The sequence below is a fragment of the Opitutia bacterium ISCC 52 genome (assembly GCA_014529675.2).
Lineage (GTDB): Bacteria > Verrucomicrobiota > Verrucomicrobiia > Opitutales > UBA2995 > UBA2995.
On sequence record CP076040.1, the window covers coordinates 3241859 to 3257879 of the forward strand.

A 16021-nucleotide genomic window follows, 5' to 3' on the forward strand; every position below is an offset into this window, starting at 1 on the left:
TTAGCGCAATTTCAGCGTCCCTAGGCCTGCAAGAGCAAATGCAAGTGAAAGTATCCAGAAACGTATTACGACTTTGGACTCAGGCCAACCTTTTAATTCAAAATGATGATGAATAGGTGCCATTTTAAAAACACGTTTTTTCCGGGTTTTGTAAGAGAATACCTGAATGATCACCGATAGGGCCTCCATCACGAAAATTCCCCCAACAATAACCAAGGTAAGTGGCTGGTGAACCATGAATGCAATGACTCCAATCAAACCACCCAAGGCTAAGGATCCCGTATCTCCCATAAAGACTTCTGCAGGATGTGAGTTGTACCACAAAAATGCCAATCCTGATCCTACCAGGCACCCACAGATAATACTTAACTCCCCTACTCCAGGCACGTAACTAATAAATAAATAATCAGCAATTATCAGATTACCTGTGGAATAAGCCATAATGGCATAAACCAATGCCACTGAGATAGTGCACCCAATCGCCAAACCATCAATTCCATCGGTTAGATTGATAGCATTGGACGATCCAACTAATATGAAAAAGAGGAAGACAAAAAGGAACGGAAGGGGTAAGGCCAGGACCAGTGGGTCTTTAAAGAACGGAACCCACAATTCTTTTACCTTAGTCGCACTGTCAGGGTGAATAAGCAGCATGCTCAAAGCAGCTACCGTAATGAGCGTCTGCCAGATAATTTTCTGCTTCTTACTAAGACCCGCACTATTCTTTTTCGTTACCTTTGCATGGTCATCTAGAAAGCCTAACACGGTAAGCCCGGTATACACGACCAAAGCAGTCAGAACATACACATTGGGCTCAGCCCAAAGGAAGGTACTAAAAGTCACCGAAAGGTAGATCATCAATCCACCCATGGTTGGAGTGCCTTTTTTACCTGCATGCAATTCTGCAAGATTTCCCACTTCTGATTTATCACGAAGCGATTGATGCAACTTAAACCGTCCCAAGTGCTCAAACAGCGGACCAGCAATAATGAATCCCAACACCAACGCGGTGGCAGAACCGAAAAGCGCACGGAATGTAATATAGCGAAACAACCGTAGCGGGCCCCAGTATTGCTCAAAATCTGCCAGATAGCTTAACATGTCGATTCAACAGGCCGGAAAATTTCCTTCAGTTTATGATAGATGGTTTCCAAAGCATAGCTGCGACTCCCTTTTAAGAAAACAGCTCCTTCAAGGTGACGGAGCTCCTTAACGACTTCCGCCGGATCTTTAAATACTTTCACATGCTCTTCGTCTCGACCAGCGGCACGGAATCCAGAAAGGAATCCATCCACCTCATCCCCCGTCAGATAAAGACGGTCAACAGAACGAAGTTTAAAGGACCGTCCAAGCTCTCGATGATATTCCTCCGTGTACTCACCCAGTTCCTTCATCCCACCAATCACATAATAACGCGGCGTCTCCTCAGGCGTGGTGGAATTAAAGAACTCAATGGAATCACGCATGCTCGCCGGATTGGCGTTGTAGCAATCGATAAAGAAATCCAATTCACCCAATTGGTCCCGCTCACATCTCATGTCAGTCGGCTGCCAATTTTCCAAATGGTTTTGCAGGGTATATGTGTCCAGACCGAGTTCTAAAGCCAGTGCGAGGGAAAGTACAATATTGCGAGCCATGCCATCACTCGTCCGACCTACTGTGAAGCTCAGTACCGCTCCACCCTTGGGACGCAATACGATGTCTGTTTTGTCCAACTGCTGGTCCAGGCTGAAATCGATGAAAGTGGAAGCCTTCGGATATTCTCTTCCCGGTTCAGGTTTTCCAACGATTAGGCAGGGTGTAGTTATGGATGCAAAAGCAGGAAACCTGAAACATTGAACCGGAAGCACAGATAGCTTTTTGGTTGCCTTTACTAATTCTGCTTTCTCTTCGGCCACACCTTGCAGCGAATGAACCCCTTCAAGATGAACCGGCGCGACCGTGGTAATAATCGAATAATCCGGCTGGAGAATACGCGACAGGGATGCAATCTCACCGGTTGCATTCATTCCCACCTCCACAACGGCCTGCTTGTAGTTCGGGCGCAGACGAAGTAAGGTCAAAGGAACTCCCAAGTGGTTATTGAAATTGGCAAAGGTCTTTAGGGTATCTTCACCGAGCAGCAAGGCCAACATCTCCTTGGTCGACGTCTTACCACAACTACCCGTAATACCTATAGCCGTTCCGGAAAATTCGATACGCTGTTGGATCGCCAAATCCTGTAATGCCTTCTCAACATCGGCAACAATGAGTTGAGGCAGATCGATATGCGCTTGGGCCTTCGAAACAAGCGCTGCTGACGCACCCCTTTCTTTGGCTTGTTCCACAAAATCGTGACCGTCTCGAGCGTCTGATGTGATAGCCACAAACATCTGACCCGACTGGAGTTTCCGCGTATCGATCATGAGATCATCCACCGATTCTGGCGGAGTACCTAGCCAATGACCTCCCGTCCAATCTGAAAAATGCTGCGTACTCAGGGGCGTCACTTTTTTCTGCCCTTAACCAGTTGTTTCATTTCAAGCAAATCGCGTGCAACCACCCGATCATCGAACGGTACAATTCGATCTTTAAATTCCTGCATGGTCTCATGCCCTTTTCCTGCAATGAGCACGGTATCGCCGGGTTCAGCCATGTCCAAAGCTCGACTAATGGCCGAACGACGATCTGCAATATACTCTACTTCGTCCGGTTTGGTGACCCCTTCTCGCATGTCGGACAAAATAGACTCCACGGATTCACCACGTGGATTATCAGAAGTTGCACACACAAAATCTGCGTGCTTTTGCGCCACTTCCATCATAGATTTCCGCTTGTCCCGGTCACGATTACCACCGCAACCAAAGGTTACGATCAGCCTACCTCGCGTAATTTCACGAAGCATGCCCAATGCTTTGTCTAAAGCATCATCGGTGTGAGCATAGTCGACGAACACATCAAATCCTTCGGCACCTTCGATACGTTCCATTCGCCCCGGCACTCCGGCAAATTTTTTCAACGCAGGAAACACACTGTGCAAGTCCAAGCCAACTCCCTGGCAAACTGCCAATGCGGCCAGAATGTTACTTAAGTTATAATGACCAGCTAGTGGCGTTGAAAGGCTCTTGCTCTCCCCATTCCAATGAAGCGTGAACATCGATCCTTCGTGATAACAGGTGTATTCCCCTAAGTAGATATCTGCATCCGAATTATTAAGCGAAAAGGTAATCACCTTCGTATCTTCGGGAAGATCAGTAACCAGTCGTCTGCCAAACTCATCGTCGAGGTTTACAACAGATACCTTCGGGATCTTTCCTACTTCGCCTGTAAAAAGCCGACGCTTGACCTGAAAGTAGGTCTCAAAATCCTTGTGATAGTCGAGGTGATCACGAGTTAGATTGAGAAAAACGGCGACGTCGAATTCAGCCCCAAAAATACGTTGTTGATCGATGCCATGACTACTCACTTCCATCACACCTCGTTGACATCCCCCGTCAGCTATTTGCTTAAGCAAAGCAAACGTATCAATCGCTTCAGGTGTTGTTTTGAAGGAAGGGATGGTGCGCTCTCCAAGATCATATTGGACCGTACCGATCAATCCTGTCTTTTGGGTCTTGGAGGCGCTATTCAATAAACTCTGCACCAAATACGAAACCGTGGTCTTTCCATTCGTTCCAGTTATCCCAATCAGGTCCAATTTTTTATCGGGAGTGCCATAAAAGTGACGCGCAACGCGCGCAACTACTTCGCGTATATTGTCAACCTGAATGGTTGTCGTCTGAGGATAAAGGCGATCACTTTCTGAAACAACAGCTACAGCCCCACGATCGATAGCTTCCTCTACGAAATAGGTTCCGCTGGTACGCAGACCTGGGATGGCAAAAAAAACAGCTCCAGGTATAACGCGACGGCTATCAGTCACCAGAGCCGATACAGGTCGATTCAAGTTTCCAACATGCTTTACGCGCAGTGATTCTGGAAAGAGTTTCTGGAGGGTTGGTTGCATTCGCTTTGGTTGAGACTGGGATCCGTGCTCGGCTGTTCCCCAGCGTCTGTGAGTCCGGTAAAAAGTACTGAATGTATGTGCTTCAAGATCCGCAAATCCTATCATAAATGGGTTACTCCTCTGGGGCGTCCATGGCTAAAAAACCACGGATGGCTGCTTTGGGCGAAATGCCTTGTAAATGGATTAATTGTTCAGCAACCCGCTTGAAGACCGGACCAGCGAGCTGACCGCCGTAACGGATTCCTTCCTGTGGGTTATAAATGACTACTGTAATGACCAAGCGTGGGTCGCTGGCCGGAAAATATCCGATGAAAGAAACATCCACTTCGGTGTCAGAATATCCGCCCGTTTCTTTCAGTCTTTGTGCTGTACCTGTTTTACCGGCCACTTCCATTCCTGGGATCTGAGCCTGCGGTGCAGTGCCTTCTGGACTGACCGTCTTGACCAGCATACGAGATAACGTTCGGGACGCTGATGCTGAAATAACACGCCGGATGGCTTTGGGTTCAAAGCTATCAATCAAGTTGCCGTCTGGATCCTCCACTCGACTAATAATCTGTGGCTTCATCAGCACACCGTCATTTGCCAATACCGACATGGCGAAATGCGCCTGAAGCGGAGTCACCGCAATCGCATGTCCCATGGGTAAACGAGAGATGGTTAATCCATCCCAATTCTTTGGTTCATGCAAAATGCCGTCTCGCTCCGGGCCTAACAAGAACCCTGTATCTGTTCCAAACCCAAACGCTTTCGCATAATTGTAGAGTCGTTGCTCTCCAAGCATGATGCCCACCTGTGCCGCACCCCGGTTACTGGAATATGCAATAACATCTTCCACATTCAAGACTCCATAATCTTTACCATGATCTCGCGGAAGTCTCACGATGCGGCCTCTGTAAGGAACTCGATCGAGTGAACAATTGAAAGTCATGGCCGGATTAATGATCTCTTCTGAGAGAGCGGCACCAATCGGTACGATTTTAAAAGTCGATCCCGGCTCGTAAATATCCGTCACAGCCAAATTGCGCTGGTAGGCTACTTGGTACTTTTCAGTGTTATTAAATTCGTTCGGGTCGTAAGTTGGCCAATTGGCCATACCTAGAATGTTCCCAGTAGAAGGATCGCTTACAATGATAGTAGCTCCATCGGGATTCAACTTGGTGAGCTCTTTCAACTCCAACTCGATCACATGCTGCACCATCATATCGATGGTCAATGAGACATGGAATCCATCTTTGGCATCCACTTGCCGTTTGCGGAATTGAGCCATTTCCCTTCGACGGCCATCGTACTCGGTCTCCAGCCAACCCGTCTGACCTTCGAGGTAGAAATTCATTTCCTTTTCGATACCAGTGACAGCCTTGTCTTCTTTATTTACATAACCAAGAACGTGAGCCGCGAGCGTGTTGTTGGGATAGACACGCTTGAAGTAGCGGTTTCCATAAACACCATCAATCTCCAATTTTAAGATCTCACGGTAAGTTTTTTCCTCAACTGCATCCGCAAGCACCTTGAACCGAATCTTCCGAGCCTCGCCGTCAACCAGACGGGTTCCACTCTTCATCTTCTTATAAATATCCGTGTAACTGATATTTAGTAGCTTCGCTAGCTTGTGCCAATTCGCCTTGTCTTCGGGATCCAGAGATTCCGGATCAACCCCCACCTGTCGGACCGTTCGAGTAGTCGCCAATAAATTGTGATTGCGGTCATAGATATCACCACGACGCGCTTCTTGCTCTTCAATCCTTATGCGAATGCGTTCGCTTTCCTCGACAAGCGCATCCGGATGTAAGACCTGGAGATCAACCAAGCGATAAAGAACGGCTGAAAAACCAAGGACAAACACCACAAAGACCCAAAGGAGTCGTGTTAATCGAATGCCACCTCGCGCCATGCCTATTCGCTTTCCCCTGGATGGTTATTGGCGATCTGAAATCGAGTTCTATAAACCGGCGATTGACCAACTACTTCATTTCTTAGGGGCCGAGAGACCTCAGAGCTTGGGGGAGGCACTACGATAATTCGATCCTCCCGAGGTGGACCTAATTCAAGGCCAGACATTGAAACCAGTTGCTTAAGATAAACAGGATTCAAAGAACTCGCCAAGTCCGTATCCAGAATGTCCTGACGACGGCTAAGCTCCTCCAATACGGTTTCACTTCTATTTATATCAACAGCCAATGCACGCAGAGTCCTCTTGGAATGCACCGTGAGCATACCTACAGCGAGTAGCCCCATGAGACAGAAAAATGTCAGGGTCAGTAACCAACGAGTATAGACAAATCCGTATTTCATTCCTCAGGTGAGTCCTACAAGCTTACGGACGGCCCGCAGCTTGGCGGATCGCGACCTGGGGTTTTGGGCCATCTCTTCCTGGGTCGCCGTAATGGGTTTACGTGTAAGCGCTTCCGCAACGACCGTTCGTAACTGCTGAGGCGTGGAATCTAATCGATCCACTGGCTGCCCACAGAGCTGACGAAAATAACGTTTTACTATCCGGTCTTCCAACGAGTGGAAGCTTATGGCAGCAAGGACCCCGTCCGGAGCAAGTAAATCAAAAGCCTTAGGTAATGCAGTCTCGATAACATCGAGTTCGCGGTTGACCGCGATCCGCACACCCTGGAAAGTTTTGGTAGCAGGATTCAATTTACTGCGCCTCCGGACGGGAGCTGGGATTGTAGTGGAAATAAGTGAAGCAATGCTCTTCGTATTTTGAAGAACTTGGGTACCGCGAGCATTGAGAATAGCCTCTACGATGCGTCGCCAAGAAGGCTCCTCTCCATATACCTTGATGGCCTGGATGAGTTCATGGCGACTGGCGGTCTCTAAAAATTCGGCAGCGGTTTGACCTTCACGCGGGTTGAGCCGCATGTCCGCATCCGCATCTGCTTTGAAGGAAAATCCTCGATCAGCTTGATCAAAATGGAAGGAAGAAACGCCATAATCAAACAGCACACCGTCAAAGGCTTCTTCTTCTACTCGATCCATTTGAGAGAAATTAAGATCGTAAAACCGAAATCGGCCGGGAAATGCATCACTGATGGCGCGAGCTCTCTCAGCGGCTTCTGGATCGCAGTCAATAGCTACGACAGAAACAGTTGAACCTGATTCCAGCAGTGCACGGGTATGCCCACCTCCACCAAAGGTGGCGTCCAAGTAGGTCTTATTTTCACCGGCTGCAAAAAGCCCAAGCACCTCCCGGAGTAATACCGGGAGGTGTCCTTTGCCAGTGTCCCCACTGACAGGGCTATCCGATCCGCAAAACATTTTTGAGTATCCTCCAGCGGGAGGGTTCTTCTTTCAGTGTAGTTTCTAAATGGGGGTCTCTTCGGATTTGTGCATTTCGCACCCAACGCGCAGCTGAACTATCTGTAGACCTGTAATCACCAATGTCCCATTCGTTGCAATGGAGGACCTTGCCGTTATTTAAAACGCCAGATGAATATAGTGATTGTGATAGTCTCATTATTTTTGCTGCTCTTTTAGGGATTACATTATTCCGGTTTTCCAAATCTTCTCCATAACGGCGAGGAGGCGACGGCCCTTGGCTCCAATATTTAAGGAGTATGGGTCTTCTCTAAATTGTGCATATCGCTCTGGGTTCCAAATGGCCCAGGAACCAAACATTCCGATAAGCTGGGCTTGCTTATCCAAACCAGCATGCTCGATCAATTCCGGGGTCAAAACCACTCGACCGCTTTTGTCGCAGGTGACCATCTCGGACTTCTCCATGACATACATGATGAAGTTTTGGCCTTCTAAGTCTGAAGGGAGGATGGACTCCATGGTCTCCTCCAATTGCTCCACCTTATTAGGGGGACAGAGCCAAATATAGCCGACTGGCTGGGGGATCGCGAGGTACGCAGAATCTCCATCGTCGCCGTCGAACCGCCACTTTTTTGGGACGGTTACACGATTTTTGGAGTCAAGGGAATGAAGATATCCCCCTGCAAATTTTCTGTGCTTAGAAGAGAGCATTTACCGGTCTACTCGCGGGATAAGATGACATTTCGCGACACTTTGCGACACATGTCAAGAATTCAGTCCCCTTTTTAGATTTTTTTTGCCCTTTAACTGGGGTTTTCCGTGACTAGCCGACGTGGAGAATAAAAACTGGCGACTGGACGAGCTTTTAGTGGAGCGGGGCCTCTGTGATTCAAGATCACGAGCGAAGGCTCTCATTCTGGCTGGAAAAGTCCGTCGAGGGACCGAAATCCTGGATAAACCGGGAAAAACCTATGCGCCAGATACCGAGATCTCCCTGATCCAGCCTCCCCGATTTGTAGGACGAGGTGGCGAGAAGCTCGAAGCTTACCTGGAGGCGTTTCCCACCAAGACAGCTGGATTAAGATCTTTAGACGTTGGAGCTTCGACGGGTGGATTTACGGACTGTCTACTGCAGAGGGGAATTGAAACAGCCGTTTGCATCGACGTGGGGCGAGCACAACTCCACAACAAGTTAGGACAAGACCAGAGGGTTACTAATATCGAAAAACTGAACGCACGGTACCTTACTCCAGATCAATTACCCTACCCTGATTATGATTTGGTAGTCATGGACCTGTCTTTCATATCTCTTAAGAAGGTATTGCCCGCCATTTGGCCAATACTAAAATCCGGAGGTAAGCTCATTTCTCTGATTAAACCTCAGTTTGAGGCAGACAAACAACTGGTCGATAAAGGACGTGGCGTAATAAGAGATGATGCTGTCCGCCAAAAGATCTTAGACGATATTCTCTCCTGGTCTCTGGATGAGTTAGAGGCCGCTGAACTTGAAGGCACCATTGAGTCACCCATTTCCGGAGGGGATGGAAACCGTGAATACCTCATGGGGCTCATCAAACGCAGCTAATAGTACCCTATATTTTGTTTCAGCGAAAAGCATCATTGCCAACAAGAGTGCTCCCTCTTCAAATATCGCCTTTATGCAGCCTCTGAATTCAATCGTTTTCTTCATCAACGAAACTAAATCCGGTGCTCCGGAGTTGGCGGATGAACTTATCAAAATTGCAGAGCGCGAGTGCAAATCCCATAGAGTCACATCGAACTTCCCCATCGACCCAGACTTCTTGAAAGACGTAAGTGCTTGCTGCGTTATAGGCGGGGATGGAACTCTACTGGGAGTAGCCGAAGAATGCGCACGCCAGTCAGTACCAGTAATAGGAGTCAACCGGGGTGGACTGGGCTTCCTAACAACTTTTTCTGCAGAAGAAGCCGTAGACCTCTTTCCTAGAGTGCTAAAAGGAGAATACTGCGTAACAGAACGTAGCATGCTATTGGCGAAATCTTCTAAAGGCGATCAAGCGACTGCCTTGAACGATGCGGTAATAAAGGAACTAAAGTCTGGTGCAATTCTTAACCTGAATGTCGCCAACGCCAAAGGAACTATCACAGACTACCTTTGCGATGGTATCATTTTCACGACTCCAACAGGATCGACAGCCTACAATTTGTCAGCCGGAGGACCACTGATTGGTCCAGACACAAAGGTGTTAGCAATGACCCCCATTTGCCCACACACCTTGAGCAACCGATCTATCATTTTTGATAGCAGTGAAAAGCTCACCGTCAAAGATGCCTCAAATTCAAAGAGGCTTCAGGTCATTCTGGACGGAGCCAACAGGCTGACTATCGAACCAGGAGAACAACTGGAGCTAGAACTTTCCCCCAAATCGCTATCCATCATACACCAAAGCGATTTCAATCACTTTGAAGTCGTGCGAACAAAGTTGAAGTGGAGCGGAAGCCATAAGAATAACGGTTAGATCTTCCTATCGAATTGGGATAATAGAGTAATTTCCCTAGAAAATCGACGGAAGAAAGGATCTAAAGCCCTCAGGGCTTGAATAGATTGTAAAAAAATATTCCCGGGTTGTCGCAGAGCCCCTCGCCTCTTTTAAACTAGGCTCAAAACTCACTATCAACCCAAACAGCTCAAACAAAGCTATCTCACTATCATGTCGGAATATTTCATTCGCTATCCTGACTCAGAGGAGGCCAAAGGCCCCTATAATTTAGAGCAATTGCAATCTCTCAGCGAGGCTAAGAGGGTAAAACCCGAAACAACGTATTCGTACGGTCGGCTGCTCTCTGCTACAGCTCGCTTTTAGCATTGGGCCCGCTCGCAGCCATACTATTACTCGCGGCAGGATTCATTATAGAATCTGTAGATCAGGCAAAGGTCTTGGAGTTAATAAACAATTTCATCATCTTTCTGGCTCCGCCCCTGAAAGAGTATTTCGATGCCCAGGGCAATAACTCCCTAGTAAACGAAAACCTTCTGACAAGCCTCAATGGATTTATTGAGAGCGCGAAATCTGGAGCATTTGGAATCTTGGGAATACTGCTTTTAGCGTTCATCGCGATCCAACTATTCATGGCCGTTGAAAAAGCATTTAACGATATCTGGGGTGTTCGTCGCGGACGCAGTTGGTTACAGCGATTCAGCTCTTACTCCTTTTTTATCGTCATAGGTGGAGTTATCGCGGTAGCCATTTTGGCATTTTACTCCGCTGGTCAATACGTCCAAATAGTAGAGGGCCTGCCACTGGGAGAACATATTCTCGAGTTAGTTAGGTGGCTAGCTCCCCTACTCTCATTCTTTTTAATGATCGGCCTCTTGGCGTGGTTCTACCAATATATCCCCAACACCCAAGTTTACTTTTATCCAGCGCTGAGCGGTGCCTTTACCGTATCCGTATTACTGTTACTCGATAAAAAACTCTCCGTCTTCTACGTAACCTATGTGGTGAACCAGCAAAGCCTTTACGGCTCTCTAGGCATCGTACCAATCATGATGCTGGCCCTCTATATATTTTGGGTATTCATTATTGTAGGTGGTCAAATCACCTACGCGATTCAGAATGCAAACTTCTTGGCCAACCAGAAAGCCTGGCAAAACACCAGTCATTCGACTCGCGAAATTCTCAGTTTAGCAGCGCTGATCCTCATTGCCCGTCGCTTCAAAAACTGCCATCCAGCCTATTCGGCGACCGAGCTTAGCAGGCACCTTCGTGTGCCAGGACAGATTCTTAACGAATCACTTTCAAAACTCATTGAGATGAGATTCATAACGCTCACTACAAGCGAATCTTAAAAATCTGGAGTAACAAAACGATTCCAGCCAGCGAAGCCGCTTGGCAACATTGATTTGTTTCAATTCAAACAATCACTCGACAACTACGGGAACTCTGAGGGCAAAGAATTGTTACTTTCAGTGGATCCCTGGATAAGTGAATTCAGCCAAAAAGCGGAATCCAATTTCCAGAAAGATTGGCAGCATCATTCACTTGATAAATTACTGGAAACTGGTCAAAACTGAGAATTGTGGAAATTCGTTCAGCTCAAGCAATCGATGTCGATGGGATCAATGAGGTCGGCAACTATTACATTCAGCACACACCCGCTAATTTTAAGCTAGAAGTCCTCAACACTCAGGAGCGATTGGAGTGGATGAAAGGCTTTTCAGAAACCGGACGCCATCAACTGATCGTGGGGGTAGAAGGAGAAACAGTTCTGGGATACGCTTGCTCAACAGAATTTCACGAACGGTGCGCCTATCAAACCTCGGTTGCCACAACGATCTATTTACGGCCAGAAATACGCCAACAAGGCCTGGGATCACAACTATACAGCGAGCTTTTTAATCGGCTGAAGAAAGAAGACCTCAATCGCGCATTCGCAGGAATTACCCTTCCAAACGAAGGATCGGTCGCCATCCATAAAAAGTTTGGATTCACTGAAATTGGCATCTTTTCCCAGGCTGGACAAAAATACGGAGAATACTGGGACGTTCTTTGGATGGAAAAAGCACTCCAATCCCAATAGGAGGACGGAGGGTCATTCCTTCCAAAATTTCGTAATTCAGGACGGTAAAAGAGAACCACAGAAGTCGTCTTTAGTCTATTGACAACGTATTCGCCTTATCTAGCGTGAGCGATTTCGTAAAAACCTATGTTCAACTGGATTCAGACCTCTTTAATTAAGCACTATAAATGGTTTATGGTGCTACTTCTTGGCGTAATGATCGTCGCTTTCGTCTTCACGATCGGGAATTTTAGTCCTTGGGGCAATAATGGCCCCACGGTTAGAAGCCAACCGTTCCTCAGCCATGACCTTTCCACCGCTCAGGGCAGCGAAGCAGTCTTCGGACGCGGCCAGCTCAGCCTCACGCTGATTTACCCGTCTTTTTTCGGCCCCCCAAGCGAGTCCATGGTTGTGGATTATTCACTTTCAAGAGCGGGTTTCCTGCACATGGCAGATCAAATAGGCCTCCCCGGTCCTACCAAGGATCAGCTCAAGGAGCACATCCAAAGCCTGAATGGCTTTATGGATTTTAGCACTCAAGCCTTTGATCAAACACGGTTCTCCGCCTTTGTCTCTTCTTTAGAAACTACCGGACTAACAGAGGCTTATTTGACCAGTGTCTTGAAGGACGACTATCGAGTTCAGAAATTGCAGGAGCTACTGGGTGGCCCTGGCTACATACTTCCAGTTGAAGCAATACACGCCACTCAAGACGAAAACACTGAGTGGACTTTGGAAACAGCAAGGCTCGCCTACAACGAATTCCAGGTAGAGATCGAACCCACCCAGGAAGAGCTCGAAAGCTTCTACACCAACAACAGTTTCCGTTACGCGGTCGATACTCGAGCCAAGGCCAGCTACCTGAAATTCGATCCAGCCGACTATGTCGACAATGAGTATATCCCCGAAGCAGGTGAAAAGAGCATTCACTTTTTCACCAATAAAGCGCGCTATCAGGCAGCGATTCCGGCTCCAGCCCCAATTGAAAAGGAAGACGGAACCACAGAAACACCAAAAGCTCCTGAAGTTACTTTAACCGATGTAGAGGATCAGGTCATTGAAGAGATCCGAAATGACCGAGCTAATAAGAAAGCACAAGAAGTGGCCGAAGCGTTCGCTTATAAGCTATTCGACAGTGAGATTGAAAATGGTAGCGAAGCGTTCGATGCCGCAATCTCAGAAGCCAGCCTCGCGCTCAAGGAATTGGTACCCTACCCACAATCCGCTGTAATCATGCAGGACGGGTTAACCAATCAGACGCTAGGACAAGTATTCAATTTAAATGATAGCCGCTATTTCTCAGATCCCATTCAAAATGGGAATGAGTATGTAATCCTTATCTACCAAGGTGAAGAACCTGCTTACACACCGGAACTTCCAGAGATCTTGGCGAAGGTAACCAGCGATTTTATCGAGGAACAAAAACGGGCAAAATTCACAGAAAACGGAGCCACTATTAAAGAGGCTGTCCAAAAAGCCTTAGCAGATGGACAATCCTTTGCAGACGCAGCCAAAGCACAGAACTTGACACATCAGGCCTTTGAAGCGTTCAAGAAAAACGCCACTCCTCCAACTGGCTTTGGTGCAGACTTAGTTCCGCAACTGGAGAATCTGAATGAAAGTGATGTCTCCGATTGGGTTTCCACCGCAACCGAAGGCGTCCTTGTATTTGCTGTCAAAAAGTCAGTTCAGGAACTTACATCTGAATCTGAAGAAGTGATAGCCTACCTGGAAAGACAGAAAGCGAGTACATCAAACGTGCAGTTTATCATGCAGGAGATGATGGCTGAGGCGCTTTCAGGCACTCAATTCGCACAAGAGAACGCCGAAATCTAAGTGTCCTCAACGTGCACCGATTCGGTGCCAGTTAGTGGGGAGAGAATCGAGGGTCGAAACATCTTTCACAGCTTCCTGTGGTAGGAATTTCTTAAACCATGTCCGCTGCTTCTTGAGTAGCCGTCTGGTATTCTGAGCAATCGTCCCTGCAAGCTCTGCCTCGGGGAGTTCCCCTGCTAAATAGGCGATAGTTTCTCGATAGCCAATGGATCCGGCAGCACTTGGATTATTCCTGATCCCCTCATCCAGCAAGCCCTCAACTTCCTCCACTAATCCATCCGAAATCATTTGATCAATTCGCAGCTCTACGCGCGCTTCAAGATCCTCCTTAGGACGGGACAGTACAATGAGCTCTCTATCAAAATGATCAAATTCTCCAGGTAGCTTTTTGAAATCTTGAAGGACCTCGGCCAAGGGTTTTCCTGCAGCAAGACAACGTAACCACGCTTTCAATACTCGACGTGGATTCTGAGTATCCAAATTCCCAAGACCGTTGGGGTTCAGCAATTCGAGCGCTTTCACCGAGTCCTCAAGAGATTGACTGTTGAACCGGTCAACAATTTCAGCCTCCAGAGCTGGATCTAACTTTAAATGATCCACAACAGGAGCAAAATACGCATTAAGGTAAAACCCACTCCCTCCAACAACTAACACTCTTTTACCTCGAGCATGAATACCAGCCACAACGGCTTTCACAGCCCCCAAGTATTCATGGATCGAATACTGGAGAGACGGCGATACAACATCTATCAGATGGTGAGGAACTTCTGCCATCTCTTCAGCCGACGGTTTCGCAGTTCCAACATCCATGCCTCGATAAAAGAGCAGAGAATCACACGAAATAATCTCCGCGTTATGAGCCTTGGCCCAATCCAGCGACAATCGAGTTTTCCCGACAGCCGTGTATCCAGTTATGATGTAAAGCGTCGAATCCACGGTGAGGAATCCTTCCTAGCCCACCCCCGATCGTCAATCCTTCGACTCCTTAACCAAACATTTAGTAAAAAACCCTTTGATATCGGGGAAGGTTACCCTATGTCTTGGGAGTCTTCTTTCTTTTCATCCTATCATCGTGAAAATCTGCCTGGTTACTGAAACCTTCCCGCCAGAGATAAATGGCGTCTCCATGACCTTAAACAGACTAGTCAATGGTCTGAGCAAAAAAGGTCATCAGGTTCACGTTATTCGCCCTCGACAATTTAAGGGCGATGGTGACCAAACACCTGAAGGTTATACCGAATCACTAGTTACCGGAATCCCCATCCCCGGCTACGATATACTCAAAATGGGTGTGGCCGGCTTCAACTCGCTTAAGCGGCAGTGGAAAGCGTTCCAACCCGATGTGGTCCACATCGCAACGGAAGGGCCCCTGGGCTGGCAGGCTCTTTTTTCCGCAAGGCGCAACGGCATCCCTATTATTTCCAGTTTCCACACCAATTTTCACTCCTACGGAAAACACTACCGCTTGGGTTGGCTTGCCAATATCGGTCTCGCTGGTCTCGGCTTTTTTCATAACAAAACACGACTGACGCTCGTACCCAGTGAAGACTTAGGCGGAGACCTCAAAAAGGCTGGATTTAAAAACCTCAAGATCATGGGACGCGGCGTTGATACGGAATTATTCAGCCCTGCTCGACGCGATCAGGAACTCCGCAAATCCTGGGGAGTGAATAATGATCAACCCGTTTTGATTTATGTAGGCCGTTTGGCTGGGGAAAAGAATATCCCTCTTGCCGTAAAGGCCTACGAAAGAGTTTTGCCTATTTGCCCGGATATGAAATTTGTCCTCGTGGGCGATGGTCCTGAAAGAGCAAAGATTGAGAAAGCCCACCCTGAGCTGATCTTTGCCGGAATGCAGCGCGGAGAGGACCTTGCCAGATATTACGCATCGGGAGACGCGTTCTTGTTCCCAAGTACAACTGAAACCTTTGGGAATGTCGTCACGGAAGCACTAGCCAGTGGCCTTGCTGTATTGGGCTACAACTACGCAGCACCCGGAAAATACATTTCTCACGGACAAAATGGCTGGCTGGCAAATTTTGACGACTCAGAAGCCTTTTTAGAGCAATCTGAGCTCATATTTTCCAATCGAGATCAGTGGCCAGAAGCCAGAAAAGAGGCCCGAAAAACAGCAGAAGGCCTTAGCTGGGACGCCATCCTGGAAAGCTACCTTGAAGACGTTGAAGAGGCAAAATCACGTTATGAATAACTTCTTCTTGGCAAAGGCAAAAAGGACTGATACCGCACTCAGTTCTTTTTTCTACTCATTTTGGGAGTTTTATTCACAAGTCCTATTTCTGGTCCCAAAAAGCAGGAATTGTACTGTAAAGCCAGAGAGAATCCCTGATCTAAAAACTTCCACTTAGATCCCCTATTTGTAACAGAAATCCCCAT

Annotated in this window: 13 protein-coding genes and 1 pseudogene; 6 read left to right on the plus strand and 8 right to left on the minus strand. The window is 47.6% G+C overall.

Features of this window, described 5'->3' with window-relative positions:
- The 7 genes from mraY to GA003_13865 all read right to left on the minus strand — a co-directional run bounded on the left by mraY (nucleotide 1) and on the right by GA003_13865 (nucleotide 7771).
- Nucleotides 1-1101 carry a phospho-N-acetylmuramoyl-pentapeptide-transferase gene (gene mraY, locus GA003_13835; protein QXD27100.1) on the minus strand — a complete coding sequence of 367 codons (1101 nt, stop codon included), beginning with the start codon at nucleotides 1099-1101 and terminating at the stop codon, nucleotides 1-3.
- Nucleotides 1095-2489 carry a UDP-N-acetylmuramoyl-tripeptide--D-alanyl-D-alanine ligase gene (locus tag GA003_13840; protein ID QXD27101.1) on the minus strand — a complete coding sequence of 465 codons (1395 nt, stop codon included), beginning with the start codon at nucleotides 2487-2489 and terminating at the stop codon, nucleotides 1095-1097. Before GA003_13840 ends, mraY begins: the two co-directional genes overlap by 7 nt.
- On the minus strand, nucleotides 2486-3985 hold the full coding sequence (locus GA003_13845; GenBank protein ID QXD27102.1) for a UDP-N-acetylmuramoyl-L-alanyl-D-glutamate--2,6-diaminopimelate ligase: 1500 nt from the start codon (nucleotides 3983-3985) through the stop codon (nucleotides 2486-2488). The genes GA003_13840 and GA003_13845 overlap by 4 nt, the downstream gene beginning before the upstream one ends.
- Nucleotides 3986-4097: 112 nt before the next feature.
- Nucleotides 4098-5879, minus strand: a complete 1782-nt coding sequence (locus GA003_13850; protein QXD27103.1) for a penicillin-binding protein 2 — start codon at nucleotides 5877-5879, stop codon at nucleotides 4098-4100.
- A gap of 2 nt (nucleotides 5880-5881) precedes the next feature.
- Nucleotides 5882-6280 carry a hypothetical protein gene (locus GA003_13855; protein ID QXD27104.1) on the minus strand — a complete coding sequence of 133 codons (399 nt, stop codon included), beginning with the start codon at nucleotides 6278-6280 and terminating at the stop codon, nucleotides 5882-5884.
- A gap of 3 nt (nucleotides 6281-6283) precedes the next feature.
- The gene (gene rsmH, locus GA003_13860) at nucleotides 6284-7252 is read right to left on the minus strand and encodes a 16S rRNA (cytosine(1402)-N(4))-methyltransferase RsmH (protein ID QXD27105.1); all 969 of its coding nucleotides are present in this window, start codon (nucleotides 7250-7252) and stop codon (nucleotides 6284-6286) included.
- A 222-nt stretch (nucleotides 7253-7474) separates the two neighbouring features.
- A complete protein-coding gene (locus GA003_13865; protein ID QXD27106.1) occupies nucleotides 7475-7771 on the minus strand; it encodes a division/cell wall cluster transcriptional repressor MraZ in 297 nt (98 codons plus the stop codon).
- A 313-nt stretch (nucleotides 7772-8084) separates the two neighbouring features.
- On the opposite strand from GA003_13865, the gene GA003_13870 reads away from it, so the two are divergent.
- The 5 genes and pseudogenes from GA003_13870 to GA003_13890 all read left to right on the plus strand — a co-directional run bounded on the left by GA003_13870 (nucleotide 8085) and on the right by GA003_13890 (nucleotide 13627).
- A complete protein-coding gene (locus GA003_13870; protein ID QXD27107.1) occupies nucleotides 8085-8837 on the plus strand; it encodes a TlyA family RNA methyltransferase in 753 nt (250 codons plus the stop codon).
- 73 nt (nucleotides 8838-8910) lie between these two features.
- Entirely contained in the window at nucleotides 8911-9750 is an 840-nt protein-coding gene (locus tag GA003_13875; GenBank protein ID QXD27108.1) for an NAD(+)/NADH kinase, read from the plus strand.
- Nucleotides 9751-10043: 293 nt separating this feature from the next.
- Nucleotides 10044-11081: pseudogene (locus GA003_13880) on the plus strand (YihY/virulence factor BrkB family protein).
- A gap of 230 nt (nucleotides 11082-11311) precedes the next feature.
- Nucleotides 11312-11812 carry a GNAT family N-acetyltransferase gene (locus tag GA003_13885; GenBank protein QXD27109.1) on the plus strand — a complete coding sequence of 167 codons (501 nt, stop codon included), beginning with the start codon at nucleotides 11312-11314 and terminating at the stop codon, nucleotides 11810-11812.
- Between the two features lie 126 nt (nucleotides 11813-11938).
- Nucleotides 11939-13627 (plus strand): hypothetical protein, encoded by a 1689-nt coding sequence (locus GA003_13890; GenBank protein QXD27110.1) that lies wholly within the window; start codon nucleotides 11939-11941, stop codon nucleotides 13625-13627.
- Between the two features lie 6 nt (nucleotides 13628-13633).
- On the opposite strand, the gene miaA is transcribed toward GA003_13890, so the two are convergent.
- The gene (gene miaA, locus GA003_13895) at nucleotides 13634-14563 is read right to left on the minus strand and encodes a tRNA (adenosine(37)-N6)-dimethylallyltransferase MiaA (protein QXD27111.1); all 930 of its coding nucleotides are present in this window, start codon (nucleotides 14561-14563) and stop codon (nucleotides 13634-13636) included.
- A 136-nt stretch (nucleotides 14564-14699) separates the two neighbouring features.
- Between miaA and GA003_13900 the strand changes: the two genes are divergently transcribed.
- Nucleotides 14700-15836 (plus strand): glycosyltransferase family 1 protein, encoded by a 1137-nt coding sequence (locus GA003_13900; GenBank protein ID QXD27112.1) that lies wholly within the window; start codon nucleotides 14700-14702, stop codon nucleotides 15834-15836.
- The last annotated feature ends 185 nt before the right edge of the window (nucleotides 15837-16021 follow it).

Coding starts and splice junctions, on each gene's coding strand:
- mraY (QXD27100.1), bottom strand. CDS start 1,101: ATGTTAAGCTATCTGGCAGATTTTGAGCAATACTGGGGCCCGCTACGG.
- GA003_13845 (QXD27102.1), bottom strand. CDS start 3,985: ATGCAACCAACCCTCCAGAAACTCTTTCCAGAATCACTGCGCGTAAAG.
- GA003_13850 (QXD27103.1), bottom strand. CDS start 5,879: ATGGCGCGAGGTGGCATTCGATTAACACGACTCCTTTGGGTCTTTGTG.
- GA003_13855 (QXD27104.1), bottom strand. CDS start 6,280: ATGAAATACGGATTTGTCTATACTCGTTGGTTACTGACCCTGACATTT.
- rsmH (QXD27105.1), bottom strand. CDS start 7,252: ATGTTTTGCGGATCGGATAGCCCTGTCAGTGGGGACACTGGCAAAGGA.
- GA003_13865 (QXD27106.1), bottom strand. CDS start 7,771: ATGGAGTCCATCCTCCCTTCAGACTTAGAAGGCCAAAACTTCATCATG.
- GA003_13875 (QXD27108.1), top strand. CDS start 8,911: ATGCAGCCTCTGAATTCAATCGTTTTCTTCATCAACGAAACTAAATCC.
- GA003_13890 (QXD27110.1), top strand. CDS start 11,939: ATGTTCAACTGGATTCAGACCTCTTTAATTAAGCACTATAAATGGTTT.